At 43.5% G+C, this 15,385-nt stretch carries 17 protein-coding genes; 12 read left to right on the top strand and 5 right to left on the bottom strand.

Annotated features, from left to right (window positions below; translation table 11 throughout):
* The first annotated feature begins 120 nt into the window (after nt 1-120).
* The 3 genes from CU635_RS14615 (at nt 121) to CU635_RS14600 (ending at nt 1,792) form a co-directional block, all read left to right on the top strand.
* A complete protein-coding gene (locus CU635_RS14615) occupies nt 121-798 on the top strand; it encodes a uracil-DNA glycosylase (RefSeq protein ID WP_101578117.1) in 678 nt (225 codons plus the stop codon).
* Between the two features lie 317 nt (nt 799-1,115).
* A complete protein-coding gene (locus tag CU635_RS14605) occupies nt 1,116-1,394 on the top strand; it encodes a YwdI family protein (RefSeq protein WP_101578116.1) in 279 nt (92 codons plus the stop codon).
* Between the two features lie 26 nt (nt 1,395-1,420).
* The gene (locus tag CU635_RS14600) at nt 1,421-1,792 is read left to right on the top strand and encodes a DUF423 domain-containing protein (protein WP_101578115.1); all 372 of its coding nucleotides are present in this window, start codon (nt 1,421-1,423) and stop codon (nt 1,790-1,792) included.
* Between the two features lie 59 nt (nt 1,793-1,851).
* Here the strand turns inward: CU635_RS14600 and gerQ are convergent, their stop codons facing one another.
* The gene (gene gerQ / locus CU635_RS14595) at nt 1,852-2,343 is read right to left on the bottom strand and encodes a spore coat protein GerQ (protein WP_373270904.1); all 492 of its coding nucleotides are present in this window, start codon (nt 2,341-2,343) and stop codon (nt 1,852-1,854) included.
* Nucleotides 2,344-2,551: 208 nt separating this feature from the next.
* A complete protein-coding gene (gene hemQ, locus CU635_RS14590) occupies nt 2,552-3,298 on the bottom strand; it encodes a hydrogen peroxide-dependent heme synthase (RefSeq protein WP_101578114.1) in 747 nt (248 codons plus the stop codon).
* Between the two features lie 293 nt (nt 3,299-3,591).
* Between hemQ and pta the strand changes: the two genes are divergently transcribed.
* Both pta and lipL read left to right on the top strand, forming a co-directional pair.
* A complete protein-coding gene (gene pta / locus CU635_RS14585) occupies nt 3,592-4,566 on the top strand; it encodes a phosphate acetyltransferase (RefSeq protein WP_101578113.1) in 975 nt (324 codons plus the stop codon).
* Between the two features lie 147 nt (nt 4,567-4,713).
* Nucleotides 4,714-5,556, top strand: coding sequence for an octanoyl-[GcvH]:protein N-octanoyltransferase (lipL, locus tag CU635_RS14580; RefSeq protein ID WP_101578112.1), 843 nt, complete (start codon nt 4,714-4,716; stop codon nt 5,554-5,556).
* 271 nt (nt 5,557-5,827) lie between these two features.
* Here lipL and CU635_RS14575 read toward each other — a convergent pair whose 3' ends face one another.
* A complete protein-coding gene (locus CU635_RS14575) occupies nt 5,828-6,565 on the bottom strand; it encodes an RsfA family transcriptional regulator (RefSeq protein WP_101578111.1) in 738 nt (245 codons plus the stop codon).
* 275 nt (nt 6,566-6,840) lie between these two features.
* Between CU635_RS14575 and CU635_RS14570 the strand changes: the two genes are divergently transcribed.
* From CU635_RS14570 to CU635_RS14560, 3 genes are all read left to right on the top strand, one after another.
* Nucleotides 6,841-7,065 (top strand): YuzB family protein, encoded by a 225-nt coding sequence (locus tag CU635_RS14570; RefSeq protein ID WP_101578110.1) that lies wholly within the window; start codon nt 6,841-6,843, stop codon nt 7,063-7,065.
* Between the two features lie 261 nt (nt 7,066-7,326).
* On the top strand, nt 7,327-8,625 hold the full coding sequence (locus tag CU635_RS14565) for an HD domain-containing protein (RefSeq protein ID WP_101578109.1): 1,299 nt from the start codon (nt 7,327-7,329) through the stop codon (nt 8,623-8,625).
* A gap of 139 nt (nt 8,626-8,764) precedes the next feature.
* Entirely contained in the window at nt 8,765-9,274 is a 510-nt protein-coding gene (locus tag CU635_RS14560) for a YwgA family protein (protein WP_101578108.1), read from the top strand.
* A 68-nt stretch (nt 9,275-9,342) separates the two neighbouring features.
* Here the strand turns inward: CU635_RS14560 and CU635_RS14555 are convergent, their stop codons facing one another.
* Nucleotides 9,343-9,546, bottom strand: a complete 204-nt coding sequence (locus tag CU635_RS14555; RefSeq protein ID WP_257985665.1) for a 2-hydroxymuconate tautomerase — start codon at nt 9,544-9,546, stop codon at nt 9,343-9,345.
* A 280-nt stretch (nt 9,547-9,826) separates the two neighbouring features.
* On the opposite strand from CU635_RS14555, the gene CU635_RS14550 reads away from it, so the two are divergent.
* Complete coding sequence (locus tag CU635_RS14550; RefSeq protein ID WP_101578106.1) at nt 9,827-10,483, top strand: site-2 protease family protein; 657 nt, start codon at nt 9,827-9,829, stop codon at nt 10,481-10,483.
* Nucleotides 10,484-10,513: 30 nt separating this feature from the next.
* On the top strand, nt 10,514-11,032 hold the full coding sequence (locus CU635_RS14545; RefSeq protein WP_101578105.1) for a YwhD family protein: 519 nt from the start codon (nt 10,514-10,516) through the stop codon (nt 11,030-11,032).
* Nucleotides 11,033-11,196: 164 nt separating this feature from the next.
* On the opposite strand, the gene CU635_RS14540 is transcribed toward CU635_RS14545, so the two are convergent.
* A complete protein-coding gene (locus CU635_RS14540; RefSeq protein ID WP_245917484.1) occupies nt 11,197-13,290 on the bottom strand; it encodes a transglycosylase domain-containing protein in 2,094 nt (697 codons plus the stop codon).
* A gap of 215 nt (nt 13,291-13,505) precedes the next feature.
* Here CU635_RS14540 and speE point away from each other — a divergent pair, with 215 nt between their 5' ends.
* Entirely contained in the window at nt 13,506-14,333 is an 828-nt protein-coding gene (gene speE / locus CU635_RS14535) for a spermidine synthase (RefSeq protein ID WP_101578104.1), read from the top strand.
* Between the two features lie 64 nt (nt 14,334-14,397).
* Nucleotides 14,398-15,270, top strand: coding sequence for an agmatinase (speB, locus tag CU635_RS14530; protein WP_101578103.1), 873 nt, complete (start codon nt 14,398-14,400; stop codon nt 15,268-15,270).
* Nucleotides 15,271-15,385 lie beyond the last annotated feature (115 nt).

Below are 15,385 nucleotides of genomic sequence, written 5' to 3'. Positions count from 1 at the left end.
AAAAATAAACTTCTTGTTTTAAGTTGATGATTTTGTAAATAAAGAAAAGGGTAGTTTGATAGTATCTTATGAAAGAGTTGTCTTCATGACTTTATATCGTGATCAGGAGGAGTTTAAGCTATGGGAATAATATTGGATAATGACTGGGCCGAGCTGCTTGAACCGGAATTTAACAGTCCCTATTATATAAAGCTGAGCGAGTTTTTAAAGAAAGAATATCAACAGAAAACCGTACACCCGGATCAACACGACGTTTTTAACGCGCTTCGCTTTACACCTTATCAAAACGTGAAAGTGGTTTTGCTCGGACAGGACCCTTACCATGGCCCGAACCAGGCGCACGGTTTGAGCTTCTCGGTTAAACCCGGAGTAGCAATTCCCCCCTCGTTGAAAAATATGTATAAAGAACTGCACGATGATCTCGGCTGTCCTATTGCGAACAACGGCTATTTGCGAAAATGGGCCGACCAGGGTGTGTTGCTGCTAAATGCCGTGTTAACGGTTCGCGACGGTGAAGCGAACTCTCATCGCGGAAAAGGCTGGGAGTTGTTTACTGACCGGATTATTACGTTATTAAGTGAACGGGAGGAACCGGTTATTTTTTTATTGTGGGGGCGTCCCGCTCAAGAGAAGCAAAAGCTGATTGATACGGACAGGCATTACATTATTCTGTCATCCCATCCAAGTCCATTGTCGGCAAGAAGGGGCTTCTTTGGCAGCCGTCCTTTTTCAAAAGTGAACCAGATATTAAGACAAATGGGAGAAAAAGAAATAGACTGGAAAATTGACAATATTTGATAAGAAACGACATGTTTCACGTGAAACTGTCACCAGTATTGCGCGGTGTTAAGATCATCGATTATACGTTACAATAAGAGAAAAAGTTGAAAAATAAGGGATGGTTATTTTTGGAGAAACAACGGATAAACTGTATAAAGTGCCGTTATTATTATGTGACATGGGACCCGAAATTTCCAAAGGGCTGTAAAGCATACGAATTTAAATCAAGGAACCTGCCCTCCCTTGAAGTGTTCCGGGCTTCCGGAAAACCATGTCTTCGCCATGAAACGAAATAGTAACAGAAGCTTGATCTTTTTTAATATAGAGGTGTAGCGATGAACGATATATCGATTCAGAAGTTAATCGGGAAAATAGAGGAAGAATTAGTGCTGGCAAAACGGGAAGGTGCTGATGCTCGCGTGCGTGAACGAATTTATGCTATAAAAGCCTTATGCGAAATCATTCTAGATGATGACCATGCCCCGAAGCGGCATCACCGCCAGGAACCGGCAGATAATCGGCGTGATGTACAGCCGATGCCAATGGCGATCCAGCAGACAAAAAAAATCGCGATGGAAGACGGGTCAAATGGTGATTCATTGTTTGATTTCTAAAATGTCGAGATACGAGGAGATAGTATATGAAACTTTTTATTATCATTGGTGCAATTAATGCGTTTTTATCTGTCGCTTTAGGAGCGTTTGGCGCGCATGGGCTTGAAGGGAAGATTGAACCGAAGTATTTGGAAACGTGGAAAACAGGGGTAACATACCAAATGTTTCATGCTGCAGGCTTGTTGATCATCGCTATTTTATTAGGAAGGGTACCTGCGAGCTCCTTATTAACCTGGTCGGGCTGGCTTATGCTGATCGGAATTATATTATTCTCAGGCAGCTTATACATCCTCAGTGTCACCCGCATTGGCATGCTTGGTGCAATTACGCCGCTCGGCGGGTTATCATTTTTAGCCGCGTGGATCCTGTTGGTGATATTCGCCGTCAAATCTTTATAAATGTAAAAAGCTTTGCCGAAAATGGCAAAGCTTTTTTTGATCATTAAGTATTTGCTTTGTTACCTCGGCGAATACGAGGCCATTCCGGGTGCAGCGCCAAATGGATATTCATATTCAATTTCTTCCTCAAAAGTAACATAATCGAGATTTACCATAAGCAGCAAATAGCGCATGCCTGTCTGGGGATCACTCAGGATCAGATGATCGCGTCCAGCCGCTTCAATGATCCCTTTGAAAACTTTCGCATTCCACTCAGGATTGTTTTCAAAGGTCATATAAACCGTTGCCAGCTTTCCTCTGTTCAACCGTAAGATATTTTCAACGTATGATTCCTCCAGAGGCAGCATACCAGGAATTTGAGGTCCCCCGGTTGGTACTGTTCCTGGTTGAGCCGGTCCGCCTGGTGTCATTTGCGGATAGACCCCCGGTGACACTAAACCTTGGGCGCCGTAAGGCTGTGTGGGCCCGACGCCGGCGTTTCCGTAATAAGGCTGTTGAATTTGCCGATAGCCTCCATAATGTTCGTATGGGTTAGAGTTTGTAGGCTTCATCATTTTCCCTCCTGTGACTTTCATTTATAATCGATATAGATAACTCCAATTGTGGGAAATAGCTGCCATCCTTTCATCTCTCTTTTGTAACCCGTCCAGAATGGTGAGATGAGTTCGGCATTAACATCCTCACTATCTCATTCATATGAGCGGCATTAAAGATTAATGCAAAAAAAAGCTCCCAGCATGGCCGGGAGTTCAGGAAAAATTAATTTACATGAAGAAACTGTTCAATTTTTTCTTCTTCTAAAAGGTTACCAACGAAGAAAGCGCCAAATTCACCGTAACGCGCACTTACTTCATCAAAACGCATTTCATAAACAAGCTTCTTAAACTGCAGGACCTCATCTGCAAACAATGTAACGCCCCACTCATAATCGTCAAAGCCGACTGAGCCTGTGATCACTTGTTTTACGATACCGGCATACTGGCGGCCAATCATGCCATGGCTGCGCATCAGGCTGCGGCGTTCTTCCATCGGCAGCATGTACCAGTTATCATTGCCTTGCCGCCGCTTGTCCATCGGATAAAAGCAAACATGCTTTGTTTTAGGCAGAATCGGATACAAACGGGCTTGGACTTGCGGGTTTTGATACGGATCTTCATCGGCAGGTAAATAATTGCTTAATTCGACTACAGATACGTAAGAGTGGGCCGGAGTTGTAAATTCAGCTAATTTCGTTTTGTTGAATTCTGTTTCAATTTCATTCAACGCTTCCATGGTCGGCCTTAAAATCATCATCATAAAGTCAGCTTTTTGGCCAACAATTGTGTATAAAGCATGGCTGCCCTCTTTGCGCTCCTGGGCAGCACTCCATTTTTCAACAAGGCCTAAATATTCATGAATGGCTGCCTGACGTTCGTCGCTTGAAAGCATCTTCCAGGTAGTCCAATCGACCGTGCGGAAATCATGCAAGCAATACCAGCCATCGAGAGTTTGTGCTGCTTCACTCATTCATATCACTCCTAAAAAGACTAAATTCAAAGAATACTATACCACAGTTTCTCCGCGAAGCGTGTGAACAAAACCTCAACTAAGACAATATTTTCCGTTTAGAAAAGTCGTGAAAAGGATATTTTGTAAAAGAGTACAAATATTAAAGATGATTCGGTCAAAGTTTAGTGATTATTAGAAACTTTTAGAATACAAAAACATTTGGGCTGGAACCGTTGTCAGTGACTTAACTTCTTGAAATTTGCGCGGGTTACAGTATTCTAAAAGGATAGAGAAATGAAGGAGGAATACATATGAGCGATTTATTTACTTCCTTAAAGGAAAAAGTAAGCGGGCAAAATAAAAAAATTGTTTTTCCCGAAGGTTTGGATGAGCGGATCCTGACAGCAGCAGGCAGACTAGCTTCAGAAAAACTATTAACCCCTATTTTGATCGGAAATATCGAGGAAATCCAGGCAAAGGCAAAGGATCTTGGTGTATCTCTTGATGCTGTAGAAATTTATGATCCAAACAACTTTATGATGATGGATGAACTCATTGCTTCTTTCGTGGAAAGACGAAAAGGTAAAGCAACAGAAGAAGAAGCGCGCAAAATTCTTCATGATGAAAATTACTTTGGCACGATGCTCGTCTATGCCAATCGGGCGGATGGGCTTGTCAGCGGTGCGGCCCATTCAACAGCGGATACGGTAAGGCCTGCCCTGCAGATTATTAAAACGAAAGAAGGCGTGCGCAAAACATCGGGTGTTTTCATTATGGTTCGCAACGATGAAAAGTACGTTTTTGCCGATTGTGCGATTAACATTGCTCCCGACAGCCAGGATTTAGCTGAAATTGCGATTGAAAGTGCAAAAACAGCAAGAATGTTTGATATCGAACCTCGCGTCGCAATGCTAAGCTTTTCTACAAAAGGCTCGGCCAAATCTCCTGAAACGGAAAAGGTAGCAGCAGCGGTTCAAGAGGCAAAGCTGCGTGACCCTTTACTTGTTCTTGATGGAGAATTTCAGTTTGATGCTGCATTCGTTCCGGCGGTTGCCGAGAAAAAGGCTCCTGATTCTCCACTGCAAGGAGATGCGAACGTGTTCATCTTCCCAAGCCTTGAAGCTGGAAATATTGGTTATAAAATCGCGCAGCGCTTAGGGAAATTTGAAGCGATCGGCCCGATCCTGCAAGGATTGAACCGCCCGGTAAACGACTTGTCCCGAGGCTGTAATGAGGAAGATGTATATAAACTTGCCTTGATTACGGCTGCCCAGACACTGCAATAAATAGCAAATAACAACCAAACCGGGTCAGTCCTTATGAAGGCTGGCTCTTTTATTTAAACCGGACGAGATCCTTCCTTACAAGGTTTTACAGGGGTCTATGCTATAATAAACAGGATGATAGTATGTATTTATGAAGGAGTAACAGACATGGACGAGGCGCTTGGATTATTGCGTCAAAAACAATGGAGATTAATTGACCAATCGAGTGTTGGGGTCCATTTTAATGCCCTCCAATCGTTTGGTATGGATGATACATTATGTGCTTCTGTTGGATCAGGTTCATCTCCGGCAACAGCGAGAGCATGGGTCCATCATAATACTGTCGTTTTAGGAATACAGGATAGCAGGCTTCCTTTTCTGGAGGCTGGCATCGAATATCTGGAATCGGCAGGTTATCAATCTATTGTTAGGAATTCGGGAGGTTTGGCAGTTGTTCTTGACGAAGGGGTCCTAAACCTGTCGCTTATTTTCCCGGATACTGAAAAAGGGATTGATATCAATCGTGGTTATGCGGCGGTCTGGTTCCTGGTCAAAGAAATGTTTGCTGATTTTAACAAAAATATCGAAGCAGGAGAAATTTCCGGTTCTTATTGTCCTGGCAGCTATGATTTAAGCATTGATGGCAAGAAGTTCGCAGGAATTTCGCAGCGGCGCATTCAAAACGGAGTTGCAGTTCAAATCTATTTATGCATTTCGGGCAGCGGTGCTGCAAGGGCAAGGCTGCTGAAAGAATTCTATGCAAAGGCAAAAAAAGACGAATCAACAAAGTTTCAGTATCCTGAAATTGTTCCTGCTGTGATGGCCTCCCTTTCGGAGTTGCTCGGCGTAAGCCTGACGGTGCCTGAGGTAATGCTGCGGTTTATGAAAGTATTAAAGCAGCACAGTGAACAGCTCGCCAGCGGCCAGCTTAGCCCGGAAGAAATTCCACTCTTTGAAGGCTACTACATGAGAGTGGCTGAACGCAACGATAAAATTCTCGCAAACCCATAAGAAAAGCGGAAGCGCCTTGGTCAGCGCCGACAAGCGCTGGCCGACTAAGAGCGCCACGTCCTGTGGCAACGTCGGCACTAGTACGTCCTGTACGTCGGAGCTGGACATTGAAATCCCAAACAATTTTCAAAATTTTCCCGATTGAATGAAGCTCAGAAAAGCCGTGAACAGTAAAAGTTCACGGCTTTTCTTGGAATCGGCATGTGCTGCCTCTCTCCTTCTCCACGTTTCTATTAAGTTTAGAAGTAAAATAACGTGCTCCTTTTCGGCGCTATTCTGCCACTTTTTCAAGATTGCCGTTCCTATCCATCTTAAATTTAGTGGCTGGACGCTCTTCTTCTTCAAATAACGCGAGTTTTCTGGCTCGATTCATAATTTTCATTAACATCTCGTAATCTTCCTGAATCATAACCGTATCCTGTTCAAGACTTTCGATTTTTCCGGTCAACTCTTCGTTTTCCTTTTTCAATTCGGCAATTTCGCGTTTTAATCTTTCATTCTCGCTCTTCAGGATGTCACCATGCAAGTTCGAGGTATTTATGTTTTGCAAGTAGGCAATTACCATATCAAGATTAAGTGCAGTGGTTGTTACGGCTGGAATGGCAGGTTCATAATCAAATTCAGGAACGTATGCTTCGCGGGCGTCGACCGTTTCAACAAAATCAGTAGAATCAGTTGTTTCAACCGGCTCTCCCGTCTCAATAGGTGTAAACACTTCTATGGTCGGGGCTGGAGGATTGTACAGCAGCTTTTTCTTGCCGCTCTGGTCTTTTCCGAGAATTCTTTGCCTTTGTTTACGCTGCTTTTTTGCGATCTGAAGCGCTTTTTCATAACGGTGGCGGACGACTGCATTCCATCTAAAGCCGCACGCTGCGGATGTTCTATTAAGTTTGTCTCCGACCTCTTCAAAAGCGTTTAATTGAGTACTGCCTTCCCTGACGTGGCGCAAAACGGTTTCCGCCAGCAATAAATCATTTTCTTCTGTCCATGCATCTTGACGAATTTTCATTTCTACACTCCCTTTTACATCTTTGAAAATTAATTAATGTTCTAATCTAATCTTTTCCGACTTTTTCTGTTTTTATACAAAGCAGTTGCAAGGATAGTAGATTTTTTATAAAATATTTTTCCGTTTCGATAGAAATGGTTAACTATGCTGGGAAAAATAGCAATTCCACGCTGTTCTGTATATATTTTCGGCTTGCATTAAGATGCGATAAAATGTAAAATACCCTTTAGCCAGTAACGAGGTTTATGCATACCGCGGAAAGGGTTGTAAAATAAATGGCAAACGAATTTCGTGTTTGCGACGATTGTCAGGCAGTAAGCTTAAAGACGCTGATCCCCCAGTTAAAAGAAGTGGATCCTGAAGCGAAAATAGAGATTGGCTGCCAGTCCTATTGTGGACCAGGCCGAAAAAAAACATTCGCTTTTGTAAATAACCGGCCTTTGGCTGCCTTAACAGAACCTGAATTAATCGAAAAAATACAAAAGAAGCTGAATAAATAAAATCACCTTTGGATATTCGTCCTCAGGTGATTTTTTATGGTTAAACGAATTTGGCCAGGAGTATGGCGTGATGTACCAACAGCGCGGGTATATCACCCGATCTATTTCCAAAGCGCTTGTTAGACTTTACGAGAAATGCGTCGAATTTTGCAGAAATACAAGGTGATTTGCCGGAAGAAACCGGATATAATATGAATATATAAGTGTTCCATGAGCATGGGGTTCGCCCCATAGAAGGGATAAATAGAGAGAGGCGACAGAATGGCTTATTCGGCTGAGAAGTTAAGCGAAGAAAAGGTATTCAAGGATCCGGTTCACCGCTATATTCACGTCCGTGACCGCGTGATCTGGGACTTGATCGGTACGAAGGAGTTTCAACGCCTCCGCAGGATTAAACAGCTTGGAACAACCTATTTAACGTTTCATGGTGCTGAGCACAGCCGTTTTAATCATTCACTCGGAGTTTATGAGATTATCCGCCGCATCGTTGATGGCGTGTTTAATGGCAGGCCGGAGTGGAACAGCGATGAGCGCTTGCTTTCATTGTGTGCCGGACTGTTGCATGATTTGGGACATGGTCCGTTTTCCCATTCTTTTGAAAAAGTTTTTGACCTCGATCATGAACAATTTACCCAGGAGATTCTCCTCGGAGGTACAGAGGTCAATCAAGTTTTAGCGAAAGTAGCCAGCGATTTTCCGAAAAAAGTCGCTGAAGTGATTGCGAAAACATATAAAAACAAACTGGTTGTCAGTTTGATCTCAAGTCAAATTGATGCTGACCGGATGGATTACCTGCAGCGTGATGCCTATTATACTGGAGTAAGCTACGGCCATTTTGATATGGAACGAATCCTCCGGGTCATGCGTCCGCGCGAGGATCAGGTCGTTTTTAAACAGAGCGGAATGCATGCGGTGGAAGACTATATTATGAGCCGCTATCAAATGTACTGGCAGGTTTATTTTCATCCAGTAACGCGAAGTGCTGAAGTGGTCCTCACAAAAATCCTCCACCGGGCCAAGGATCTTCATGAAAAATCCTATTCGTTTAAGTTCGATCCCTTCCATTTCTATTCCCTTTTTGATGGGAAAGTTACTCTTGAAGATTACTTGAGGTTGGATGAAGCTGTATTCCTTTATTATTTTCAAATATGGCAGGATGAAGAGGATGAAATTTTAAGCGATCTTTGCAGGCGCTTTATGAATCGGAACCTCTTTAAATACATCGAATTCGATCCGGCAAAAGAATACAAAAAGCTTCATGAGTTGTCGTCTTTGTTCGTTAAGGCAGGAATTGATCCGGAATATTATTTGGTGGTCGACTCTTCTTCAGACCTGCCTTATGATTTCTATCGCCCGGGTGAAGAGGAGGAAAGGCTGCCGATTCACCTGCAGTTGAAAAACGGTGATATCCGCGAATTGTCAAGGCTATCGGAAATTGTCGAATCTGTATCGGGAAAAAGAAGAACCGACCATAAGCTCTATTTTCCGGAAGATATGCTAATGGATGATTCTGTGAACCATAATATTAAACAACATATTCGGGAGCTTCTCGAACTATAGGGAAAATGGGGCGGAATTGACAATATAACTTACAGTAAGCAGAACCCGGTATCTTATGCCCGGAGTTCAGTAATTACTGGATCACTACATAACGACTAAAACGGATATCTGTAATAATTGGGGTAGGAGATGACGGATTTTGCTAAAAGACCATGCTAAATTAATGTATGCAGTTGCGGCTGCTGAGGAAATAGTCGGCAGAAAAAAGCTGCAGAAAATCATTTATATTGCCAAGAAAGTATCGTTTCCTTTTCAGGAAAGATTCCAATTTCATTTTTACGGCCCATATTCGGAGGAGCTTACTCTAAGAGTCGAAGAACTGTGCAATATGGGGTTTCTGCATGAGCAGAAAGAAAAAACGGGCGGCTATTTTCAATACCGCTACTCTTTGACAGAGTCAGGGAAAGAATTTTTGAGTTCCAATCAAGTGGTCATACCTTGCCTTGAGGATTGCCTAATTGATATGAACAGCCAGAATGCTAGATTTCTCGAGCTTGTTTCCACTGTATTGTATTTTGATAATCTTTCACGAGCTGAGGTCAGCGAAAAAGTATTTACGCTAAAAAGCAAGCAGCACTATACAGAAGAAGAAATTGAAAGTGCCTATCAGTATATTGAAGAACTGAAACAAAAAGCTAAACTTCAGTAGGATCTTTAACTTTAGCGAAAAAGCTAAGCGCCCGTACATAAGGATGCTTAGCTTTTTTATCTGCAAGCCTATTCGTCGCTTAACCGTTTTCCAGCCACACCATAATGGTTTTTAGACATTTCTTCGATAAAAACAACAATTTTCTCTGGTGCAGCCCCGGTTGTTTCGCTAACGGCTTCGGTAACTTTTTCGACTAGCGCCCTTTTTTGCTCTTCATTTCTTCCTTCAAGCATTTTAACGGTTACATAAGGCATGGTTGATTTCCTCCAAATTTCGTTTATTAACGGGGGATATTGTCCGTTTTAACGATTTTACCATATCAAACGGGATTATCCCCCTCTTGACGCTTGTTAAAGCAGGGAATCTTAAAGTTCGCACAGGCTTTTTTCAATATCTCCATTTTTCACTTTAACGCCGGTTTCATGTATACTTTACTTAATACTCGCGATTCCTATCTGTATCAACTTAGAGCAAGATCAGAGCGAACCATATGATTGCAGACAGGAACGATATAAGTAAAAAACGAAGCGTTTCATAAAGGAGACAGGATCATTGGAACAATTTCTTGCCTTTCCACTTGAGCAAATTCCCTATGTGGCGGCAACGCTTATCATCGCACTTACGGTACATGAATTCGCCCACGCATATACAGCCTACAAATTTGGTGATGAGACCGCAAAAAAACAAGGCAGACTGACCTTAAACCCGATTCAGCACCTGGATCCGGTCGGAACCATCTTGATTTTTATTGCGGGATTCGGCTGGGCTCGTCCTGTTCCCGTGAACCGGTTTTTCTTTAAAAATCCAAAGCTGGCCGGCATCACTGTTTCAGTTGCGGGTCCACTCAGCAATCTCGTTCTCACAGTGATTGGCTTTGCCTTATTATATGGATTGGCCTCAGCCGGCCTGGCCAATAGTCTGCCGGAGTTCATCCCCGAGTTTTTGGAAATGTTTATCCGGCTAAACTTAATTCTGTTTGTATTCAATTTACTGCCGCTTCCGCCATTGGACGGTTACCGGATTATCGAAGATCTGGCACCGCGGCAGCTTCGGGCTAAAATGACGCAGTTCGAAACATACGGTTCGTTAATATTTATTATCCTGGTAATTACACCGCTAGGCGATTATACGATTCAACCCGTTTTTAATATCTTCTTTCCGGTGATTTTTAACGGGCTTGACCAGTTTTTTTACCAGTTATTTCTATGATAAGGGACCTGTTACAAGGAGGATGCACATATGGAAGAAAAGAAAAAGAAATCGATCGGTTTTAATATTATTAAAAGTGACCCAACTGATGGACACGGCGGTTTTGGTGGAGGATCTTTAAGCCTTGACAATGTTTCGCCGGTGATTGTTGATGTAGAAGAAGGCGAAGCCGTTGTAGATGTTGGAGCGTTGCATGCCAGAAGTGTTGTCGAAAAAGGGATCAAGTTTCTTGCTAACAAGGAAGACGTTCCAAACGGAAAACCATACTGGCTTGTTTGGGTAACGATAGACCGGAAAGAAACAGGACCGTACTATGCCGGGGTGACAGCCTGTGAAATGACGGTTGACCGGGCGATTAGAAGGGGTTACAAATTGCTGCCGGAGCATGTAAACCGTCTGGATAAATCGATTAAGCGCCACATCATCGTTGAGCATATGGACAACAGGTCAAAAGAGATTTTAGCAAAATTTCTGCAAAACCATGATCAAGGAATGTGGAATCGTTCGGAACCTGAGCTGCGGGAAGGCTTAACGCGCAGCGCACAGTAATTTCCTTTTATTTATGGATTTGTGACAAATTGGTGAATTATTTGTGATAAGTACTTGTCCAATTCTGATAAAAAAAGTAAACTATTTAACAACGTGAACACGTTAGAACTAGGACAGGAAAACCCCCGGGAATCAGCCCCCGGGGGTTTTTTATACGAAAAAAATTACGGAATCCACTCAAATATTTTCTTATACCATGGTGCTTTTGCTTTCGGATGTTTCGGCTCCGTGGATCGATTGTTTCCATCCTCGATATGCTCTGTACAATAGTCGACCGGCTCAGTACCTGCCGCGAAATAAGTTAACCGTTTTATCGGACAGTCTTCCGTCGCTAATTTTCCATTGACCGGATTCACATATACACCGACAACCCCTTTTGGAGGTTTGAACGCTTTGATTGGTTCATTCTCCAGTGCCTGTTCCATAAAATGGACCCAGACGTTTTTCGCATACGATTTTTCGGCGGTGAGCTCAATCGGTTTTCCTTTATCATACCCTGTCCAAACGGCCGTAACGAGCTGCGGGGCAAAGCCAATCATCCAGCTATCCGTATCGGTGGAACCTGATTTTCCTGCATACAATCGCGTCATGTCTTTGATGATCGTATCCCCTGTTACGGTTGTGTAGCCGTTTAGCTTCCTGTCAAACACACCGGTCATCATATGGGTCATCACAAACGCAAGATCCGGACGGAGAATCGTTTCCTTTGAATTTTTATACTCATAAATCACTTCACCGCGGTGGTTTTCGACTCGTTCAATGAACACTGGGGCTACCTTTTTTCCGCCATTGGCAAGCAGGCTGTATGCATTTGCCATGTCGATAACGCGCACCCCGGAGGTGCCAAGCGCAAGGGATGGCACATCCGACATTTTAGTAGAAATGCCAAAGTCCTTTATCGTCTCAACAAGCGATTTTTCACCCATTAAGAGATGAGTTTTTACGGCAAATACATTATCTGAAACCGCAAGTGCCTGGGCCATCGTAATATCATCTTCTGCGTAAAGGTTGTTATAATTATGCGGGGTGTAATCAGCCATTCCCTCTTCAAATTGAAAGGTTGTTTTTTCGCTTCTCATTGTACTTGACGGTGTGAATCCCTCATCAAGTGCCTGGTAATAAAGCAATGGCTTGATCGTTGAGCCAGGCTGGCGTATAGCCTGGACGGCCCGGTTAAAAGAGCTTTGGCGATAATCCCTGCCCCCAACCATTGCTTTAACATGGCCGTTGCCTGGATTCATCGCGACAAGACCAAGCTGAATCTCAGAATCCTTTGAGATCAAGTTTTTAACGGTCTTTTCCGCGATTTCCTGCTGTTTGAGATTTAGGGTTGTATACACTTTGAGACCGCCAAGTGCAATCGTGCGGTCATCTAGCTTCAACTCGGTTTTCAACGCGTTTCTGACTGAGTCTTGGAAATATGCAGCGGTTTCGGTTTGTAAATGAAGATGCTGTCCAGTTAGCGTTAACGGCGCTGCTGCAGCTTGTTCAGCTGCTTGTTTCTTCAGGTAGCCGTCCTCGACCATCGAATTTAATATCACCTTTTGCCGTTCCGTTGCTTTTTCCATTGAAGCGAACGGGGAATAAACACCGGGACCCTTCGGAATGCCCGCAAGCAAAGCGGCTTCGCCAACGGATAATTCCCCGGCGCTTTTGCCAAAATAAAATTGACTTGCTGCTTCAACACCATAAGCGCCGTTTCCATAATAGATGGTATTTAAATATCCTTCCAATATATCTTTTTTTGAATAATTGATTTCCAAACGAATCGTATAAAAGGCCTCAAGAATTTTCCGTTTCCACGTCTTCTCATGCGCAAGAAACAAGTTACGCGCATATTGCTGAGTAATTGTGCTTGCTCCCTGCACTTTAGAAAGAGCTTTTAGATCAGCCAGGGCAGCACCGGCGATTCGCTTGTAATCAAAGCCATGATGTTCATGGAAGCTTTTATCCTCAATCGAGACAGTTGCTTCAATTAACGAAGGGGAAATATTTTCAAGCGGAACCCAGTAGCGTTTCTGGCCGCTGTTGCTTTCACCGAGAACGGTTCCGTCATCCGTGTAATACAATGTCGATTGCGGAACTGCGAGCGGCGGCGCTCCCAATATTTTTGCATATCCCAATATACCGGTAATAAGGACAACCATGAAGGCAATTCCTATTAAACTGATGATCAAAAATGCTCTTACGTACTTGATTGTTTTGCGAAACCGACGATCGGTCATAATCTCGATAGGAATCACCCCCTGTTTTTCCATTAATAAAATGCTCAGCCACAAAGCTATTATCAGTATGAAAAAAACAGCCGGGTTTTAAACATTGCCTATGAAAAAACAATTTTTTTCTTGCATTTTTGCTAGATTCCTCTATACTTTTTCTCATGTTTGTAATTAACCGGTTGGGGAACATTATAAAGTGAATCAGAATCGGTGTTATACATAGATTGCAGCGTAATAACGAAAGGATGATAAATATGGGACTTTGGTTTACAGAAAAACAAACAGATAATTTTGGGATTACGATGAAGGTAAAACGCACTTTACATACAGAACAAACAGACTTTCAAAAGCTCGATATGGTCGAAACAGAAGAATGGGGCAATATGCTGCTTCTTGACGATATGGTCATGACCTCTGTAAAAGATGAATTTGTTTACCATGAGATGGTGGCGCATATACCTTTATTTACACACCCGAACCCTGAAAATGTTCTTGTCGTCGGCGGTGGTGACGGCGGCGTCATTCGCGAAGTTTTAAAGCACCCGAGCGTTAAAAAAGCGACACTCGTTGATATTGACGGCAAAGTCATTGAATACTCGAAAAAGTACCTGCCTGAAATCGCCGGCAAGCTTGATGATGAGCGTGTCGACGTCAAGGTTGGAGATGGCTTTATGCATATCGCCGAAAGTGAAAACGAATATGATGTCATTATGGTTGATTCGACAGAGCCTGTCGGACCTGCCGTGAACCTGTTTACAAAAGGGTTCTATGCCGGAATTTCAAAGGCGTTGAAAGAGGATGGCATTTTTGTGGCTCAATCAGATAATCCGTGGTTTAAAGCAGACTTGATCCGCAGTGTGCAAAAGGACGTCAAAGAAATATTCCCGATTACCCGGCTTTATGTTGCAAATATCCCGACATATCCAAGCGGGTTATGGGCGTTTACGATTGGATCGAAAAAGTATGATCCACTCGAAGTAAGCGACGATCGCTTTCATGATATCGATACGAAGTACTATACGAAAGAGCTTCACAAAGCAGCTTTCGTATTGCCAAAATTCGTCAGTGACTTAACAAAGTAATTTTCAGGCAGGACGGCCATGAGCTGCAGGGCTGTCCAGATTACATATAAAGTGGGGTTTTTCCATGCGTTTTGATGAAGCATATTCAGGCAATGTCTTTATTAAGAGTCATCCGGATTATAATGAAAGCGAAGCCGTCATCTATGGCATGCCGATGGATTGGACGGTAAGCTATCGCCCCGGCTCCCGGTTTGGCCCATCCCGGATCAGGGAAGTGTCAATCGGTCTCGAAGAATACAGCCCATATCTCGACAGGGAGCTTGAGGATGTTAAATACTTTGATGCCGGGGATATTCCGCTTCCATTCGGAAATCCGCAAAAAAGCATTGAAGCGATTGAAGAGTTCGTCGGGAAGATTCTTGCCGACGGAAAGTTTCCGCTCGGAATGGGCGGCGAGCATTTAGTATCATGGCCGGTCATAAAAGCGATGTACAAAAAATATCCGGATCTTGCCATTATCCATATGGACGCCCATACAGATTTGCGGGAGCATTACGAAGGTGAGCCGCTTTCCCACTCGACACCGATTCGGAAGGCAGCAGCATTGCTCGGTCCCGGGAACATCTATTCCTTTGGAATTCGTTCAGGAATGAAGGAGGAGTTTGAGTGGGCCAAACAAGCAGGGCTTCATATTTCAAAATTTGAAGTCCATAAGCCATTAAAGGAAATCCTGCCGACGCTCGCCGGCCGCCCTGTATACGTCACAATTGATATTGATGTATTGGACCCTGCCCACGCCCCGGGAACCGGTACTGTCGATGCTGGCGGAATCACATCCAGGGAACTGCTGGCGTCCATCCACGAAATTGCCGGATCAGATGTTCGTGTAGTTGGCGCAGACCTTGTCGAAGTCGCCCCTGTCTATGACCCATCCGAACAAACAGCCAATACGGCAAGCAAGCTGCTTCGTGAAATGATTCTCGGCTGGATTAAATAAGAAAAAATGAAACGGAGACAGCTCGTCTCCGTTTTTTAGTGCGGCAAAAATTGAGTATGAGTAAAATGTTTGTAGGAGAATTATTTCCCTTCTCATCCAGATAATGGCGTAGCCG

Source organism: Bacillus canaveralius (assembly GCF_002860125.1).
GTDB classification, from domain to species: Bacteria; Bacillota; Bacilli; order Bacillales; family Cytobacillaceae; genus Bacillus_BJ; species Bacillus_BJ canaveralius.
This window is presented reverse-complemented; position numbering and strand designations above follow the sequence as displayed.